This is a genomic window from Achromobacter spanius (assembly GCF_003994415.1).
GTDB classification, from domain to species: Bacteria; Pseudomonadota; Gammaproteobacteria; order Burkholderiales; family Burkholderiaceae_B; genus Achromobacter; species Achromobacter spanius_C.
Genome location: NZ_CP034689.1, coordinates 74154 through 91471, shown reverse-complemented (window position 1 = coordinate 91471; position 17318 = coordinate 74154). Strand labels below are relative to the sequence as shown.

At 63.8% G+C, this 17318-nt stretch carries 16 protein-coding genes and 1 pseudogene; 12 read left to right on the top strand and 5 right to left on the bottom strand.

Translation table 11 applies throughout. The annotated features are described in order from the left end of the window. Window positions 1-81 precede the first annotated feature (81 nt). On the bottom strand, window positions 82-912 hold the full coding sequence (locus ELS24_RS00410) for an oxidoreductase (RefSeq protein ID WP_127183084.1): 831 nt from the start codon (window positions 910-912) through the stop codon (window positions 82-84). Window positions 913-1005: 93 nt separating this feature from the next. Here ELS24_RS00410 and ELS24_RS00405 point away from each other — a divergent pair, with 93 nt between their 5' ends. Next, the gene (locus ELS24_RS00405; RefSeq protein ID WP_127183083.1) at window positions 1006-1977 is read left to right on the top strand and encodes an AraC family transcriptional regulator; all 972 of its coding nucleotides are present in this window, start codon (window positions 1006-1008) and stop codon (window positions 1975-1977) included. A gap of 8 nt (window positions 1978-1985) precedes the next feature. On the opposite strand, the gene ELS24_RS00400 is transcribed toward ELS24_RS00405, so the two are convergent. Then, window positions 1986-2681: a hypothetical protein gene (locus ELS24_RS00400; RefSeq protein WP_127183082.1), complete on the bottom strand. Its 696-nt coding sequence runs from the start codon at window positions 2679-2681 to the stop codon at window positions 1986-1988. Between the two features lie 101 nt (window positions 2682-2782). On the opposite strand from ELS24_RS00400, the pseudogene ELS24_RS00395 reads away from it, so the two are divergent. Continuing rightward, window positions 2783-2986: pseudogene (locus ELS24_RS00395) on the top strand (HD domain-containing protein); the annotation flags it as partial. 83 nt (window positions 2987-3069) lie between these two features. On the opposite strand, the gene ELS24_RS00390 reads toward ELS24_RS00395, so the two are convergent. Continuing rightward, window positions 3070-4263 carry an acetylornithine transaminase gene (locus ELS24_RS00390; protein ID WP_050447441.1) on the bottom strand — a complete coding sequence of 398 codons (1194 nt, stop codon included), beginning with the start codon at window positions 4261-4263 and terminating at the stop codon, window positions 3070-3072. A 221-nt stretch (window positions 4264-4484) separates the two neighbouring features. Between ELS24_RS00390 and ELS24_RS00385 the strand changes: the two genes are divergently transcribed. Continuing rightward, window positions 4485-5450: a Bug family tripartite tricarboxylate transporter substrate binding protein gene (locus tag ELS24_RS00385; protein WP_127183081.1), complete on the top strand. Its 966-nt coding sequence runs from the start codon at window positions 4485-4487 to the stop codon at window positions 5448-5450. Between the two features lie 86 nt (window positions 5451-5536). Here ELS24_RS00385 and ELS24_RS00380 read toward each other — a convergent pair whose 3' ends face one another. Beyond that, window positions 5537-6943 (bottom strand): MFS transporter, encoded by a 1407-nt coding sequence (locus ELS24_RS00380; protein ID WP_127183080.1) that lies wholly within the window; start codon window positions 6941-6943, stop codon window positions 5537-5539. A 153-nt stretch (window positions 6944-7096) separates the two neighbouring features. Between ELS24_RS00380 and ELS24_RS00375 the strand changes: the two genes are divergently transcribed. The 5 genes from ELS24_RS00375 to ELS24_RS00355 all read left to right on the top strand — a co-directional run bounded on the left by ELS24_RS00375 (window position 7097) and on the right by ELS24_RS00355 (window position 11050). Continuing rightward, window positions 7097-7960: a LysR family transcriptional regulator gene (locus ELS24_RS00375; protein WP_127183079.1), complete on the top strand. Its 864-nt coding sequence runs from the start codon at window positions 7097-7099 to the stop codon at window positions 7958-7960. 255 nt (window positions 7961-8215) lie between these two features. Continuing rightward, the gene (locus ELS24_RS00370; RefSeq protein WP_127183078.1) at window positions 8216-8998 is read left to right on the top strand and encodes a transporter substrate-binding domain-containing protein; all 783 of its coding nucleotides are present in this window, start codon (window positions 8216-8218) and stop codon (window positions 8996-8998) included. A gap of 18 nt (window positions 8999-9016) precedes the next feature. Next, window positions 9017-9685, top strand: coding sequence for an amino acid ABC transporter permease (locus ELS24_RS00365; protein ID WP_127183077.1), 669 nt, complete (start codon window positions 9017-9019; stop codon window positions 9683-9685). After that, entirely contained in the window at window positions 9682-10338 is a 657-nt protein-coding gene (locus ELS24_RS00360) for an amino acid ABC transporter permease (RefSeq protein WP_050447435.1), read from the top strand. The genes ELS24_RS00365 and ELS24_RS00360 overlap by 4 nt, the downstream gene beginning before the upstream one ends. Beyond that, window positions 10319-11050 carry an amino acid ABC transporter ATP-binding protein gene (locus ELS24_RS00355; protein ID WP_050447434.1) on the top strand — a complete coding sequence of 244 codons (732 nt, stop codon included), beginning with the start codon at window positions 10319-10321 and terminating at the stop codon, window positions 11048-11050. Before ELS24_RS00360 ends, ELS24_RS00355 begins: the two co-directional genes overlap by 20 nt. A 49-nt stretch (window positions 11051-11099) precedes the next feature. On the opposite strand, the gene ELS24_RS00350 is transcribed toward ELS24_RS00355, so the two are convergent. Beyond that, the gene (locus ELS24_RS00350) at window positions 11100-12239 is read right to left on the bottom strand and encodes a DSD1 family PLP-dependent enzyme (protein WP_127183076.1); all 1140 of its coding nucleotides are present in this window, start codon (window positions 12237-12239) and stop codon (window positions 11100-11102) included. 289 nt (window positions 12240-12528) lie between these two features. Between ELS24_RS00350 and ELS24_RS00345 the strand changes: the two genes are divergently transcribed. From ELS24_RS00345 to gluQRS, 4 genes are all read left to right on the top strand, one after another. After that, the gene (locus ELS24_RS00345; RefSeq protein ID WP_127183075.1) at window positions 12529-13488 is read left to right on the top strand and encodes a TAXI family TRAP transporter solute-binding subunit; all 960 of its coding nucleotides are present in this window, start codon (window positions 12529-12531) and stop codon (window positions 13486-13488) included. Between the two features lie 120 nt (window positions 13489-13608). Continuing rightward, complete coding sequence (locus ELS24_RS00340; RefSeq protein ID WP_127183074.1) at window positions 13609-15633, top strand: TRAP transporter permease; 2025 nt, start codon at window positions 13609-13611, stop codon at window positions 15631-15633. Window positions 15634-15893: 260 nt separating this feature from the next. Then, window positions 15894-16352, top strand: coding sequence for a DUF494 family protein (locus ELS24_RS00335; protein WP_050447430.1), 459 nt, complete (start codon window positions 15894-15896; stop codon window positions 16350-16352). Window positions 16353-16379: 27 nt separating this feature from the next. Further along, window positions 16380-17273: a tRNA glutamyl-Q(34) synthetase GluQRS gene (gene gluQRS / locus ELS24_RS00330; protein WP_127183073.1), complete on the top strand. Its 894-nt coding sequence runs from the start codon at window positions 16380-16382 to the stop codon at window positions 17271-17273. Window positions 17274-17318 lie beyond the last annotated feature (45 nt).

Genomic DNA, 17318 nt, shown 5'->3' with positions numbered 1-17318 from the left:
AGGTTGTTCCTACGAAGGGATGTGTGGATTGCAGTCTGACACTCGAACGCCGCGCCGCCAAATTCCATCGCCAATCCGCCTTCACCCATCCGTCGACACCGTAGTCGCCTCCCATTCTTGAAACTCCTCTTCCAACCCGGCAAGCTTGGCCCGCACCAGCATCAACGCATCGCTGCCCAGCAATAGATGTGCCGGAGGATTCTCAGCCTGGATCGCGGCAAGCATCGCACGGGCGGCCTTCACCGGGTCGCCAAGCTGCTTGCCGCTTTTCTCTTCACGTGCCTGCCGGATAGGGTCGAAGATGGTGTCGTAGTCCGGGATGGAACGCGGGGTGCGTGTCATTGAGCGGCCGGCCCAGTCGGTACGGAACGAACCCGGCGCCACGGCAGTGACGGCGATGCCCAAGGGTTTGACCTCTTTGCCGAGGGTTTCCGAAATGCCTTCCAGCGCGAATTTGCTGCCGCAGTAATAGGCGATGCCCGGCATGGTGAGGTGTCCGCCCATGGACGTGATGTTCAGGATGTGGCCACGTCGTCGCGCGCGCATGAAGGGCAGCACGGCCTTCATCATGGCGACGGCGCCGAATACGTTCACGTCGAACTGTCGGCGCATTTCCGATAGCGGCGATTCTTCCATCACGCCCTCGTGCCCATAGCCCGCGTTGTTGACCAGGACGTCGATGGGTCCGACGCTGGTTTCGATTTCGGACACGACATCGTCAATGCGGTCGAAGTGGGTGACGTCCAGCACGCGTCCATGGGCCGCTTCGGAAAGCGATTCGAAATCGCGCTTTGCCTCTGCGCTTCTTACCGTGCCCACCACCGTATGGCCAGCGGCCAGCGCTTCTTGCGCCAGCGCGCGGCCGAATCCGCTGCTGACTCCGGTGATCAGAAATATCTTGCTCAACGCCATGATGCGTCTCCAGAATACGAAAGAGAGACTGCATACTATTCTTGCGGTAGACGACTTATCAGCCGAAATTCGCTGAATTTCTTGCATAAAGCTATGAGCCATGACTACACCCCGGATCAGGATTCGGCCACGCTGCCCGATACGCGAAAGCGCACGGTCGCGCTGCTGCGCGACTTGGCGCCCACGGAAGGCTATAACCTGACCGCGCTGCCCAGCGTACGTATCCTGCGTTCCGACCGTGCGCTTTCGCGCACCCCGGTTTTGTATGACCCAGGCATCGTGATCGTGTGCCAAGGGCGTAAGCGCGGGTACTTTGGCGGGCGGCTATACCAGTACGACGCGGATCATTATCTTGCCGTCTCGGTACCGGTTCCGTTCAGCATGGAAACCGATGCCACGCCGGAACGCCCGTTGCTGGCGCTGTATCTGCATCTTGATTTCACGGTGGCAGCCGAGCTGGCCGCGCAGATCGGCAACGCGGGCATCGGCGATGGGGCAGACCTGCCTCAGAGCATGATGTCGACGCGGATGGACGACAGGATGCATGCCTCCGTTCTGCGCTTTCTTGAAGCCATGCACCAGCCAATCGAAGCCGCCGTGCTGGGACCGGGCCTGCTGCGCGAACTGTACTTCCGCGTGCTGACCGGGCCACAGGGTGGGGCGATGCGCGAGGCGCTGGCGATGCGAGGGCAGTTTGGCAGGATAGGGATGTCGCTACGGCAGATTCATGCCGACTACGCCAAGCCGCTTGATGTGACGCAGCTTGCCAAGCAGGCGGGCATGAGCGTGCCCAGTTTCCACAGCCATTTCAAGGCGATTACTCAGGTGTCGCCAATGCAGTACGTGAAGTCAACGCGGCTGCATCAGGCAAGGCTGTTGATGGTGCGCCAGGATCTGACCGCTGAAGCGGCGGGCCATGCCGTGGGCTACACGAGCACATCGCAATTCAGCCGCGAGTTCAAGCGGCTTTTTGGCTTGACGCCAGCGGTCGAGGCGAAACGCATGCGCGAGAGTTTTGCGATTCCAGCGTCGTTTGCCGACGCCACGTATGTGTCGTCGCACTGACGCTGGCGCTAGAGCCTATCCAGGCGCTTGGGGTTGAACGCCCACTGATGGGTGTCGTCCGACGTGCATTGGATGACGGTCTTGAGGTGTCGACTGGGGCCGATGTCCTTCAACTTGATCTCCCCGTTGCACACCGGGCAGTCTCCCCCCAGCGTGGTGAGAGAGATGCGCCCCGCCTTGTCGGCTTCTAAGTTGAAGGCGCCCACTAAGCGGACGAAGCCCTTGCGCATCAAGCCACGCCCGACGAGGAAGGCGATGCCACTTGGAACGAACAGCCAGAACCACCAGACGCCCCATCTGAAGGCTATATCGCCGATTGTCATCAGCACGCCGGCCGCGCCAAGCGCCGTGAGCCAACCCCGCTTGATTGGGCGGCCGGCCAGCGTCAGGGGAATGACATCGGTTCGAACTAGTTCGGGTTGATCCCAGCCGCCTTCCTTGGATAGCGGCTTTTGCGGCTCGTTCCAGCCGCCGTCCTTCGGTGGCGGCTGTTGCGGCTGAGGCGCGGGGAAAGTTTGATCGGTATTGAAGTCGCCAAGGGGCGGAAGTCTGCTGGGCTCGGAAAAGCCGGACAAGGTCTTGGTGCATTCGTCGCATAGACGGCCACGGCCGCGATGCGCGGCCCCACAAGTTTCGCAATGCACGCGCGCTTCCTCGCGAATGATGACAACGGCCAAAAGGATACAACTGATTTGGGGGTTCAATCCGACGCAGGCGGCGGGGCGATCTGGCGGGGGCTTGGTCGGCGTGTTCGTCCAGCAAGCATTTCCGTACACTTTACGTTCCACCTCACGGGTAGCCGCCCATGCCACCAAACCCCCTGGAAAGCCAGCTTGCCTTCCTAAGAGAAATCGACAGGCTCAAGACCGTCGTGCTGCAATCCCCGCTGTTAGACCGCAGCAGAAAGGAAAACTCGGCCGAGCATTCCTGGCACCTGGCGATGTGTGCCCTGATCCTGGCCGAGTACGCCGGCGGCGCCGTGGATGTGAATCGGGTCACGCGGATGCTCCCCACGCCTCCCACGCCCGTCCCACCAAAAAACAAGGGCCGCAAATTTGCGGCCCTTGCTCATTTCCTACCTACCTGAATCAATCAAGCCTTGCGCACCTGTGCGATCAGCGCGTCCAGTTGCGACAGCATCAAATCGATTTCTTCGGCCGTAACGTTCAGCGCCGGCATGAAGCGCAGCAGGTTCGGGCGCGGGGCGTTCAGCAGCAGGCCTTGGGGGTTTTGGTTGCGGGCGGCTTCGACGATGGCGGGGCCGTCGTCGCGGTCCATGATCAAGGCGCGCAGCAGGCCTTGGCCGCGCTCGCCCTTCATGCCGTACTTGGCCGACAGGGCCAGCAGGCCTTCGGACAACTGCTTGGAACGCGCGTTGACGGCGTCCATGAAGCCCGGGGCGGCCAGGGCGTCGAACACGGCCACGCCCACGGCGGTGGTCAGCGGGTTACCGTTGTACGTGCCGCCCTGGTCGCCGTGCGAGAACACGCAGGCGTCCTGGCGGGCCAGCAGTGCGGCCAGCGGCACGCCGCCACCGATGCCCTTGGCCAGCGTCATGATGTCGGGCGTAACGTCGGAATGCTGGTAGGCAAACATCTTGCCGGTGCGGCCCATGCCGGTCTGGACTTCGTCCACGATCAGCAGCAGCTGGTTTTCATCGGCCAGCTTGCGCAGGCCTTGCATGAACTCTTTGGTAGCGGGGATGACGCCGCCTTCGCCCTGCACCGGTTCCAGCATGATGGCGACGGTCTTGTCGTCGATCAGCTTTTTCACGGATTCCAGGTCGTTCAGTTCGGCCTTGGGGAAGCCTTCCACTTGCGGAGCGAACATCTTGTCCCAGCCCGGCTTGCCCGATGCGGACATCGTAGCCAGCGTGCGGCCGTGGAAGCCGTGGTTCATGGTGATGATCTTGTAGGCGCCGTTTTTCTTGACCTGGCCCCACTTGCGCGCCAGCTTGATGGCGCCTTCGTTGGCTTCGCCGCCGCTGTTGGCGAAGAAGACGCGGTCAAAGCAGGACGCGCCGGTCAGGCGTTGGGCCAGCTCGATGGACGGGATGTTGTAGAACGCCGGCGACGGGTTCATCAGCTTTTGCGACTGTTCAACCAGCGCGCGCTGCATTTCCGGGGCCGAGTGGCCCAGCGTGTTCACGGCCCAGCCCTGCACGAAGTCCAGGTATCGCTTGCCCGCGTGATCCTCCAGCCAGGAACCCTTGCCGCTGACGAACACGAGGTCCGGGCGGGAAGTGATATCCATGAGGGTGTTGACGTTGAACTGGCTGAATTCCATGGCGGTTCCTGCGGGGGGTAAGGACAGCGGTGAAGGAAGAAGTTCGCGAAGGGAAAGCGCGAAAAGGCAAATGTAGCACCGACAGAGGGATGCTATCGTGACGCACCCCCCGCCGAATCGCCCCGGGCCGCCTCACAAGGGCCGCCTGATCGGGCGCTCTATTTTATGAGCAGTGGCGCGCCCCGCGCGCGCACTCCGTTGTCGCTTTTTACTGACCAATCATGAAACGTATCCTTTCCAGTCTTGCCGCTGGCCTGACGCTGGCGGCGGCCAGCGCCACGGCGCACGCCGAATTCCCCGACCGCCCCATCCGCCTGGTTGTGCCTTTCCCGCCGGGGCAGGCCACCGACATCTTTGCCCGTGCCCTGGCTGAAAAGCTGGGCGCCGCCGTCAAGCAACCGATCGTGGTGGAAAACCGCGCGGGCGCCGGCAGCAACATCGGCATGGAGCAGGCCGCCCGCGCCACGCCGGACGGCTACACGCTGGTCATCGCCGGCAGCGCCGCCGCGGTCAACCAGACGCTCTACAAGAACATCAAGTACAGCCTGACGCAGGATTTCGCGCCGGTGTCGGGCGTGTTCTCGGTGCCGCTGATGTTCCTGGCCACGCCGGCCTCGGGCATTACCTCGCTTAAGCAACTGGTGACCCAGGCGCGCGCCAATCCGGGCGAACTGGCCTATGCCAGCGCCGGCATCGGCGGCACGCAGCACCTGTCGGCCGAGATGTTCAAGGCGGCCGCCAATATTGATATTCGCCACATTCCGTACAAGGGCAGCGGCCCGGCGCAGGCGGACTTCCTGGGGCATCAAGTGCCCCTGATGGTGGATTCCGTTACGGCCGGCCTGCCGCACGTGCAAAGCAAGAAGGCCGTGGCGCTGGCGGTCACCACCGCCACGCGTCTGCCGCAATTGCCAGACGTGCCGACGGTGGCTGAATCCGGCTATCCGGGTTTCGAGGCCATCGGCTGGGCCGCCGTGCTGGCCCCGCGCGACACGCCGCCCGAGGTGACCAACTACCTGAGCAAGCAGATTGGCGCGGCGCTCAACACCCCGGAAATGCAGAAGTTCCTGCGTGACCGTGGCGCCGAACCGATGCCGCTGACACCTGAAGCCACGGCCAAGTTCATCACGGCCGAAGTGGACAAATGGGGCCGCGCGGTCAAGCAGTCGGGCGCGCAGGTGGACTAAGCGTCTCGACGCTGCCAAGAAGCCGTTCCGGGCGTTGTCCGGGGCGGCTTTTTTATTTCAAGCTGGCATTTAGGCCAGGAACGATTTCACGTTGCCGGACGCTTCCAGATCAGTCCGGCGGCCAGTGCGAGCGCCGCACCTATGGCCACCGAGGCCGCGGCGAAACCGAGCCGAACGTCTTGCGCACTGGCGCCATCAGGCGCGATGGTGATGAACAATCCGCCGATCATGGCGACGCTTACGGCGGCGCTGATCTGGAAAGTGGCGGTCACCAGGCCCGACGCCAGCCCGGCCCAACGTGTTTCGACCTGGTCCACGTTCAAGCGCACCAACGCGGGAAGCGCAATGCCTTGCCCGGCGCCGATCAGGAACAAGGGCAACGGCAGCCAGAACGCCGCGCCGGCAACGGCCAGGACCGCAACCATGATCAGGCCGAACACCTCCAGGATCATGCCCACTGCGGCGGTACGTGCCCCGATCCGCCGGACGATATGCGGGCTGCACAGCGGCCCAAGGAAGAAGCCAATGCCCAGCGGCAAGATCGCCAGGCCGGCTGTCAGGGCGTCGTGTCCCAGGCCGTGCTGTTCGTACACCGCGAACACGAAGAAGAACGCGGCAAGCGCATAGAAAAAGAACGTGGACACCAGGCTGCGCCGCAGCCCGCGCACGGCCAACAGCGAAGGCAGGATCAAGGGCGTTCTGCCCGCAAGTTCCTGGGCCTTTTCGTAGCGCCAGAAGAACCACAGCAAGGGCATGCTCAAGATCAGCAGCGCCACGCACCATACTGGCCAGTGGCGCTCGCGCCCTTCGATCAGCGGCACCACAAGCGCCAGCAAGCCAGCGGCCAGCAGCAAGGCCCCCGGCACGTCCAGGCGCGCCGAACGCTCGGCTCGGCTTTCACGCAGCAACAGCATCGCGGCGGGAACGGCAAGCACGATGATGGGAAGGTTGATCAGAAACACGCTGCGCCAACCCAAGCCCCACGGGCTGGTCGATACCAGCACGCCCCCCAGCAACTGACCGCCCACGGAAGCCAGGCCGAATGTCGCGCCATACAGGCTTAGCGCGCGATTCTTTTCGCTGGCCGGAAAGAGAGCATGAATGGACGCCAACGATTGCGGCGCCATGATCGCCGCCGATATCCCTTGCAGCAAGCGGCCGACGATAAGCAGGTCTGGCGATGGCGCCAGGCCACACAATGCCGAAGCAACGCCAAAGCCAAGCATGCCGCTCACGAATACGCGCTTTCGGCCGTAAAGATCGCCCAAGCGCCCGCCCAGGATCAGCGTGACGGCATAGGCCGCGGCATAGACCGAGATCACCAGTTGCGAAACATCCGACGTGGCTTGCAGGCCAACGCGGATGGCAGGCAGCGCCACGTTGACAATGAAGAAGTCCAGGGGCGGCAAGAGGGTGCCGGTCAGAAGGACAAGCAAGGCAAGCCAGCGGCGCGAGTCAGGGGCAGCTACCGCGCGGGTTTGAGTCAAGGTCATGGCGGGCTCGCGAGGTTCGAGAATCAGTGGGTTCGCAGGTGATCGGACGGGGGTGGGCGTTAACGATTGGGGCCATCATGCCACCCACAATGTTGTTTGTTCACTGCCATTTCTGTATATTTTTCGTACATATTTGAACGGGTAGGTGGGAGCATGGAATGGAGTGACGTACGCATCTTCCTGGCGGTGGCCCGTGGCGGATCTTTCGGCGAGGCCGCCCGTAGCCTGGGCGTAAGCCATCCAACCATTGGCCGCCGAATCAAGGTGCTTGAAGACGAAGCCCAACAGGCGCTGTTTCGTAGAACGAAGGACGGCCTGGTGTTGACGGATGCGGGTGATAACGTGCTGGCGCTGGCGGAATCGATGGAAGATTCCGCCTTGTCGATGGAAAGGCGTCTGGCCGGCAACCACCAGCGCCTTGAAGGCATTCTGCGGATTTCGTCAGCGGACTGGTTTGCCGGTTATGTCCTGGCGCCCGTGCTGGTTGAGTTGGCGCGCCGCCATCCAGCCGTGGTGCCGGAAATGATTGCCAGTTATCGCTTGCTGGATCTTTCACGGCGCGATGCCGACGTGGCCTTTCGCATCGTTCCCTTCAGCGAACCGGATATTGTCCAGCGCCGCCTGATGCGGATCCCATACGGTCTTTATGCATCGACGGAGACCGCACAGGCATTGCAGGCAGATCCGGCCTCCGTCGGACTCATTCTGATGAATACGGCGCAATCCCATTTTCCCGACGTGGCCTGGGTGCTGGACACGTTCCCGCGCTCCCGGCGGGTGTTCACCAGCACGAACCGCACGGTCCAGGCGCAGATGTGCCTGCGGGGCCTGGGCTTGGCGGTGCTGCCACGGCCGCTGGGCGATGCACTGGCCGGATTGCAGCGCATCGACACGCCGGATCAACCGCCGATGCGAGACGTCTGGGTGGGCTATCACCACGACTTGCGGCATATGGATCGCTTGCGGGCCATGCTGGATATCGCGGACATGATGCTGTCGGATTCGCCCGCACAGTGACGCCGGCCCGGGCTGCATAGGTCGGTAAACCTGTCCGTCGCTGCAGACCCGTCGCCGAACGCTCCCAACCGGTGCCGTTCATGCCCACATTCGGCGCATGACACGCACCACATCGGGGCAGGGTTCACGCGCTTGGCGCCCGCGCTCCGGGCGTGCGCGAGTGGCACGGAACTTGCTTTTCCAGTTTTGTATACCGAATTGGTGTGCAACGCATCGACCCGCCCCGGGGCGATGCGCGCCCTGGAGAGTCCCCTCATGAACCGTAGAACCCTGTTGTTGTCCCTTTGCACCGCCGCCACCCTGCTGGCCGCGCCGCTGACGCATGCCGACACGCTGGACGATATCGTCAAAGCCGGCACCATCAAGATCGCCGTGCCGCAGGATTTTCCGCCCTTTGGGTCGGTGGGCGCCGACATGAAGCCGCTGGGCTATGACATCGATACGGCAGCACTGATCGCCAAACAACTGGGCGTGAAGCTGGAGCTGGTGCCGGTCACCAGCGCCAACCGCATACCGTACTTGCAGACCCGCAAGGTGGATCTGGTGATTTCCAGCCTGGGCAAGAATGCGGAACGAGAAAAAGCCATCGACTTTTCCGATGCCTACGCGCCGTTCTTCAATGGCGTGTTCGGCCCGGCCGACCTGAAGGTGTCGTCGGCGGCGGACCTGGCCGGCAAGACCATCGGTGTCACGCGCGGCGCGGTGGAAGACATCGAGCTGTCGAAGATTGCGCCGGCATCCGCCACGCTCAAGCGCTATGAAGACAACAACGGCACCATCACCGCTTTCCTGTCTGGCCAGGTGCCGATGATTGCCACCGGCAACGTGGTCGCGGCCGCCATCCTGGCGCGCAACCCGACCAAGAAGCCCGAAACGAAGTTCCTGATCAAGAACTCGCCTTGCTACATCGGCTTGAACAAGGACGAGCCCAAGCTGCGCGCCAAGGTCAACGACATCCTTGCCGCCGCCAAGCGCGACGGCTCGCTGTCGGCGATCTCGCAGAAGTGGCTGGGGGCCGAGCTGCCCAAGGACCTGTAAGTTCCGAAGGCGGCCATCATGGCTTATCAATACGACTTCACGTCGGTGTTCGACTACACGCCGGTGCTCATCAAGGGCATCGGCGTCACGGTCGAGCTGATTGCCTTCGGCGCGGTGGCGGGCGTGGCGCTGGGCATCGCCTGCGCGTGGGTCCGCACGCAGGGGCCGCGCGCGCTGCGCGCCCCCGTCACGGCCTATGTCGAGGTCATCCGCAACACGCCGTTCCTGATCCAGTTGTTCTTCGTGTTCTTCGGCTTGCCGTCCTTGGGCGTGCAACTGGGCGAAATGCAGGCCGCCTGCCTGGCGATGGCCTTGAACCTGGGCGCCTACAGCACCGAGATCATCCGCGCCGGCATCGACGCCACGCCCAAAGGGCAGTACGAAGCAGGCGCCAGCCTGGCGATGACGCGCTTTCAGGTGTTCCGGCACGTGGTGCTGAAACCCGCCTTGCAACGCATCTGGCCCGCGCTGTCGTCCCAGATCGTGATCGTGATGCTGGGCTCGGCGGTGTGTTCGCAGATTGCCGCTGAAGACCTGACCTTTGCCGCCAATTTCATTCAGTCGCGCAACTTCCGCGCGTTCGAGGTGTACCTGGTTACGACCGGCATCTATCTGGCGCTGGCCATCATCTTGCGCCAATTGCTGCGCATGACGGGCCGGCGTCTGTTTCGCAAGGCGGCGCGATGATTGAATTTTCAATGTGGGACATCGTCCGCAACCTGCTGCTGGCCGCGCGCTGGACGATAGTGCTGTCGCTGGTGGCGTTCGCGGGCGGCGCGCTGATGGGCGTGCTGGCGCTGATGATGCGCACATCGCGCGTGGCGCTGATGCGGCGAGCCAGTTGGGCGTATATCGAACTGTTCCAGGGCACGCCGCTGCTGATGCAGCTGTTCCTGGCGTTCTTCGGGCTGTCGCTGCTGGGCCTGGAAGTGCCGCCGTGGCTGGCCGCGGGCGCGGCGCTGACGCTGTGGTCGGGCGCGTTCCTGGCCGAGATCTGGCGCGGCTGCGTGGAAGCCATACCCAAAGGCCAGTGGGAAGCGTCCGCCAGCCTGGCGCTGGGCTATGTACAGCAGATGCGCTATGTGGTGCTGCCGCAGGCGCTGCGCATTGCCATTGCACCCACCGTCGGCTTCGCGGTGCAGATCGTCAAGAGCACCGCGCTGACCTCCATCATCGGGTTCACCGAGCTGTCCAAGGCCAGCACGGTGATCACCAACGCCACCTTCAGTCCCTTCACCGTCTATGCCTGCGCCGCGCTGATCTACTTCGCGCTGTGCTGGCCCCTGTCGCGCCTTAGCCTCCGGCTGGAAAGGAAGTTGCATGCCCCTCATCGCCCTTGAAGACGTCCGCAAGAAATTCGGCGACAACGAAGTCCTGAAGGGGGTGACGCTGCGCGTCGAACCCGGTGAGGTCATCGCCATCATCGGCAAGAGCGGCTCGGGCAAGAGCACGCTGTTGCGCTGCGTGAACGGGCTGGAACAGATAGACGGCGGCGCCATCATGGTGGCCGACGCGCAACTGGGCGACGATGAACTGCGGCTGCGCGCGCTGCGGCTCAAGGTGGGCATGATCTTTCAGCAGTTCAACCTGTTCCCGCACCTGACGGTGGGGCGCAACGTGATGCTGTCGCCCATGGTGGCCAAGCGCATGCCGGAAGCGGAAGCGGCCGACATGGCGCGCGCCATGCTGACCCGCGTGGGGCTGGCGCACAAGTTCGATGCCTGGCCCGAGGAACTGTCGGGCGGGCAGCAGCAGCGCGTGGCGATTGCGCGCGCGCTGGCGATGCAGCCGCTAGCCTTGTTGTGCGATGAGATCACGTCGGCGCTGGACCCGGAACTGGTCAACGAAGTGCTGGCGGTGGTGCGCGAACTGGCGGCCGATGGCATGACGCTGCTGATGGTCACGCACGAAATGCGCTTTGCGCGTGAAGTGTGCAACCGCGTCGTCTTCATGCACCAGGGCCGCGTGCATGAGATTGGCCCGCCGGAGGAATTGTTCACGGCGCCCGCCACCCCGGAACTGCGGCAATTCCTGGGGATGACGAACCTGTAAACCGCCGCCCGGCGTTGATCGTTGAACGTTGAGCTTCGTGCGGCGGCGATCAGCGCGAAAAGCCGCGCGCCGCGATTTCCCAGATGTCTTGCACCACGCCGTCGCGCACCACCACCAAGCCGTCATGCAAATTGAACGTCGGGTCCACATGCGAGGGCACCAGCCGCAGCACATCACCCAGCGCGGGCGCCTGCGTACCGGGGGCCACGCTCACCACGCCGTGTTCGTCGTTGATGGCGACATAGGTCAGGCCGTCCACGCCGAAGACGGCGGGCGGACCGCATTCGGCGGTGGTGGATTTCAGGCCCGCATCCAGGATCACGCGCTCGGGCGCGGGCACGCTCATCACCGTGGACAGCACGAACAGGCTGTTCTGGAAGCTGAGCGGGCCGTCCCATTCATTGGCGCCGTAGTCGCCGTCCATGAAGGCATAGGACCCGGCCTGCAGTTCCGTATAGACGCCGCTTGCCGCGTCGAATTCCACGCTGCCCGTGCCGCCACCCGTGATGACGTCGCAGGCGATGCCGCTTTCACGCAGCAGTTGCGCGTAGGACGCGGCGATGCGCGCCGCCTGGCGGCAGACCTGGGCGCGCTCTTCGCGCGTACGGGCATGCTGCACCGAGCCGTGGTAGGCCTGCAAGCCCACGAAATTCACGCCGGGCAGGTCGCGCGCCTGCTGCGCCAGGGCCAGCACCAAGGCGTCGTCCGACACGCCGCAGCGGCCTTGCCCGACGTCAACTTCCACCAGCACGTCAATCTCGGCCCCGGCTTGCGCCATGGCTTGGGAAATGTCCGCCAGATTCTTGGCGTTGTCCACGCAGACGCTCATCTTGGCCGTGCGCGCCAATTGGCCCAGCAAGGCCAGTTTGGCAGGCCCGACCACTTCGTTGCTGATGTGGATGTCATGGATGCCGGCGGCCACGAAGGGCAGGGCTTCACTGACTTTCTGGCAGCAGATGCCGCGTGCGCCCAGGGCCAGTTGGCGCAGGGCGATCTCTGGGCATTTGTGCGCCTTGGCGTGCGGGCGCAGGGCCACATCGTGGCGGTCGGCCCAGGCCTGCATGGCGCGCAGGTTGGCCTCAAACGGCGCCAGGTCCAGCACCAGGCTGGGGGTGTCGACGCGGGCCAAGGGATCGCCGGGCTGCGCGGCTGGGGGCAGCGCTATGCCGCGTATGACTTCCTGGGACATCGGGGGAAACTCCGTTATCTACTGCGCGTGGAATGTAACCGTGGGGCGGGACGCCATAACCAAAGCATGAGCATCCATAACCAAAGGGTTCATTGACCCCCAGGTAAACGATAGCTCCGTAACCATTGGCTACGTCCCCCCTCATGCCAGAATTTCAACATGAAAACGGCCCCCAAGGGGAGGCCCATTTTTGCGCCAAGGCGGCGCTTTTTTTGAACCGCCAAGCGCAGGAATGACAAGACGATTTTCGTCACACGAACCCTACCTAACAACACCCGGAGAAGCACGCATGAAACTCAAACACTGGATCACCGCCCTGACCGTCGCGGTTGCCGCCGTCGGCACCGTGGGTTCCGCACAGGCCCAACAATTCTTCCGCATCGGCACGGGCGGCACGGCCGGCACGTACTACCCCATTGGCGGCATCATCGCCAACGCCGTGTCGCAGCCGGGCAAGCTGGTCGCCACGGCGGTGGCGTCCAACGGTTCGGTGGCCAACATCAACGGCATCCTGGGCGGCTCGTTTGAAGCCGGTTTCACGCAGTCGGACGTGGCCTACTGGGCCTACAGCGGCACGGGCACCTTCGAAGGCAAGCCCAAGGCGCAAGACCTGCGCCTGATTTCCACGCTGTACCCGGAAAGCATCCACCTGGTGACGCGCAAGGGCGCGGGCATCAAGAGCGTGGCCGACCTGAAGGGCAAGCGCGTGTCGATGGACGAGCCGGGCTCGGGCACGCTGGTTGACGTGCGCCTGATCCTGGGCGCCTACGGCATGACCGACAAGGACATCAAGGCCGAATACCTGAAGCCCAATCAAGCGGGCGACAAGCTCAAGGACGGCGGCCTGGATGCGTTCTTCTTCGTGGGTGGGGCACCGGCCGGCGCCATCGCCGAGCTGGCCTCCAGCGGCAACATTGAGCTGGTGTCGCTGGTTGGCCCCGAGATTGACGCGCTGCGCGCCAAGCAAGAATTCTTCACGCCCGATGTCATTGCGGCCAACACCTACCAGAACCTGCCTGAAGTGAAGACCATCTCGGTCAACGCGCAAATGGTCACGTCGGCCAAGCAGTCCGAACAGGTGGTGTACGACGTCACCAAGGCGCTGTACAGCGACGCCACGCGCAAGACGCTGGACAACGGCCACGCCAAGGGCAAGCTCATCACGCGCGAAAACGCCATCAAGGGCGCCGGCATCCCGTTCCACCCGGGCGCCGCGAAGTTCTACAAGGAAATCGGCCTGCTGAAGTAAGCACGAGCCGTTCTCCCGACGGCGATACGCCGGCGCGCTGGGTAGCCCCGGCGTCGCGCCGGCATTGCGCAGGGCCGCCTAGTGCGGCCCTGTTTGCGGATTCACCTGAGAAATACGTCGATGGAAATAGACCAAGAAAAGACCCAGCAACTAGCGGAAAAGTACGATTCCGAAATCCGCTTCCGGCCCCTGGACAAGACCGCCACCTGGATCGTTTCCGGCCTGCTGGTCACGCTCTCGATCTTTCACTACTACACCGCCGGCTTCGGCCTCTTGCGCGAAGCCACCCATCGCGGCGTGCATCTGGCCTTTGTGCTGAGCCTGATTTTCCTGGTGTTCGGCTTTTCAAAGTCGCACTACAAGCGCGAGCCGAAGTCCACCTGGTACGCGCCGGGCGGCATTCCGCTGTATGACTGGATCATCGCCGTGGCGCTGGCGCTGTCGGTGATGTACATCCCGTACATTTTCGAAGACCTGGCGTTCCGCGTGGGCAACCCGCTGCCCATCGACGTGTTCATGGGGTCCATCCTCTTGATCGGCCTGCTGGAAGCCACGCGCCGCGCCATGGGCTGGCCCTTGCCAATCATCGCCATCGTGTTCATGGCTTACGCCATGTTCGGCCAGTACTTCCCCGGCCTGCTGCAGCACGCCGGCAACACCTGGTCCCAGATCGTCAACCACATGTACCTGACCAGTCAGGGCGTGTACGGCGTGGCGGTCGGCGTGGTGGCCACCTACGTGTTCCACTTCGTGCTGTTCGGCGTATTGGCCACCCGTATCGGCCTGGGCCAGTTGTTCCTGGACGTGGCCTCGACGATTGCCGGCCGCTACGCGGGCGGACCCGCCAAGGTGTCAGTGTTCGGATCGGCCATGTTCGGCATGCTGTCGGGTTCGTCGGTGGCCAACGCGGTCACGGTCGGGTCGCTGACCATTCCCGCCATGATCCGCGTCGGCTATCCCCGGCATTTCGCGGCGGGCGTCGAAGCCGCCAGCAGCACGGGCGGGCAGATCACGCCCCCCATCATGGGCGCGGCCGCGTTCCTGATGATCGAGTTCCTGGGCATTCCGTACCAGCAGATTGCGATTGCCGGCGTTTTCCCGGCCTTCCTGTATTTCTTCGGCCTGTTCATGCAGGTGCACTTCGAAGCCAAGCGTGAAGGGCTGCGCGGGCTGACGGCCGAAGAAATGCCGAAGCTGAAGCAGTCGCTCAAGATGCGCTGGCCCACCTTGATCCCCCTGTTTCTGCTGATCGGCGTGCTGGCCAGCGGCCGCACGCCTTATCTGGCGGCGTTCGCGGGCATTACGGGCTGCATCGTGGTGGGCTTGCTGAATCCGTTCCAGCGGCTGCGCCTGCGCGACCTCTACGAAGCCTTCGAGACCGGCGCCAAGTACGCGCTGGCCGTGGGCGCCGCGGCCGGCACCGTGGGCATCGTCATCGGCGTGGTGACGCTGACGGGCGTGGGCTTCAAGGTGTCGTACATCGTGATCTCGGCGGCGCAGTCCATCGCGGGCGTCGCCTCGGTGGTGATCCCGGAAGCCATCGCCAACACGCAATCGCTGACGCTGGTGGCCGCGCTGATCATGACGGGCATCGTCTGCATCCTGATGGGCTGCGGCATTCCCACCACGGCCAACTACCTGATCATGGTGGCGGTGGCTGCGCCCACGCTGGTGCAGTTGGGCGTGCAGCCGATTGCGGCGCACTTCTTCGTGTTCTATTTCGGCATCCTGGCCGACATCACGCCACCAGTGGCCCTGGCGGCCTACGCGGCGGCGGGCATGGCGGGCAGCGACCCGTTCAAGACCGGCAACACGGCATTCAGGCTGGGCATCACCAAGCTGATTGTGCCGTTCGTGTTCGTGTTTTCGCCGTCGCTGCTGATTTCGGTGCAGGGCTTTACCTGGTACGCGTTCTTCGTGACCTTGTTCGGCTGCATGGTGGGCCTGGTGCTGCTGTCGGCGGCATTCTCACGCTACATGCTGGTAACGATGAAGAGCTGGGAACGCTGGCTGTGCACCTTGGGCGCCTTGCTGACCATCTTGCCGGGGCTCACCAGCGGCTTGATCGGAATAGCCATCTGCATACCGGTGTTCATCCGCCAACTGGCCGGACTCAAGCTGGAGAACGGGGCCAAGATGGCGTAACGCGAACGCCAGGCACTTAATCTTGCAGAAGATAAAACAGGGGCGGACCTACGTGTCCGCCCCTGTTTTTCTTTCGGCCAATCACGCATTTTGTCAGCAAAACCGGGCAGAATGGGGGCCGTCAAACGACAGGTGACGCCATACAACATTCCGCCTTTTCGCCGGTTGCCCGGCTAAATAAATCAGCGTAAAGTAAAATTCATGTTTGCTGGTCTGCCGATATGCGGGCCGACTGTGCAAACAGGCACACACTGCGCCATATGTTCGATATCCTGGTTTATCTGTTCGAGAATTACTACACGCCGCAAGCCTGTCCTGCGGCCGATGTGCTCGCTAAGCGGCTTGCCGCTGCCGGTTTCGAGCACGAAGACATCGACGACGCTCTCGGTTGGCTGTATGGCCTGGCCGAAACCACCGAACGATGTGTCGACCTCGCTCAGGCGCCCAACACCGGAACCCGGATCTACACCGACAACGAATACAGCCAGCTCGGCACCGAATCCATTGGCTTCATCGCCTTCCTGGAATCGGCCGGCGTGCTGCCGGCGCCCCTGCGTGAGATCGTCATCGACCGAGGCCTGGCTTCGCCCGAAACGCCCGTGCCGCTATCCAAGATCAAGATCATCGCCCTCATGGTTCTCTGGAGCCAGGAAGCCGAGATCGACAACCTGGTCCTGGAAGAGCTGCTGGACGAAGAAGGCGTGCGGCTGTTGCACTGACCCGGCGCGCAGGCCCTTGCTTTTGCTGTGACCTACGTAGGCCGATTCGCCCCCAGCCCCAGCGGCCCGCTGCACGCGGGCTCGCTTGTGGCCGCGCTGGCCAGTTGGCTGGACGCGCGCGCCCACGGCGGTCGCTGGCTGCTGCGCATGGAAGACGTGGACATGCCCCGCACCGTACCGGGGGCCGCCGACGCCATCATGGCGCAGTTGAACGCGCTGGGCCTGCACTGGGACGGCGACGTCATGTGGCAGTCGCAGCGCAACGCCGCTTACCAATCCGCTTTTGACACGCTTGCCGCACGTGGCCTGATCTACGGCTGCGGCTGCACGCGGCGCGAAATCGCTGATTCCGCCTTGCGCGGCCAGACCGCGCCGGGCGCCGACGGCGAACGCCCCTACCCAGGCACCTGCCGCCACGGCTTGCCGCCCGGCCGCCAAGCTCGCGCGTGGCGGCTGCGCGTGCCCGACGGCATCGAACGCTTTGAAGACCGCTGGCTGGGTCCGCAGGAACAGGACGTGGCAACAGCCGTTGGCGACTTCGCCCTGCGGCGCGCGGACGGCTTGTGGGCGTATCAACTGGCGGTGGTGGTGGACGACGCCGAGCAGGGCGTCACGGACGTGGTGCGTGGCGCGGACCTGCTCAGTTCCACGGCGCGCCAGCGTGTGCTGGGCCGCCTGCTGGGCTTGCCGCCGCTGCGCTATCTGCATGTGCCCCTGATTCTGGACACCGTCAGCGGTTTGAAGCTGTCCAAGCAGAATGGCGCCGCCGCCATCGACACCGGCACGCCGATGGCCGCCTTGGCCGACGCCTGGCGCGCCCTGGGGTTCGGCCCCATCGCCGCAGCGGATCGTGATGACTTTCTTCGAACGGCCACCGCACAGTGGGCGCAGCACTTTCCGCTGGCCCAGTCGCTGCCCTAGCCGCTGTCCTGGCTGATGCCCTCGCACGGCACGCCGCGCCAAACC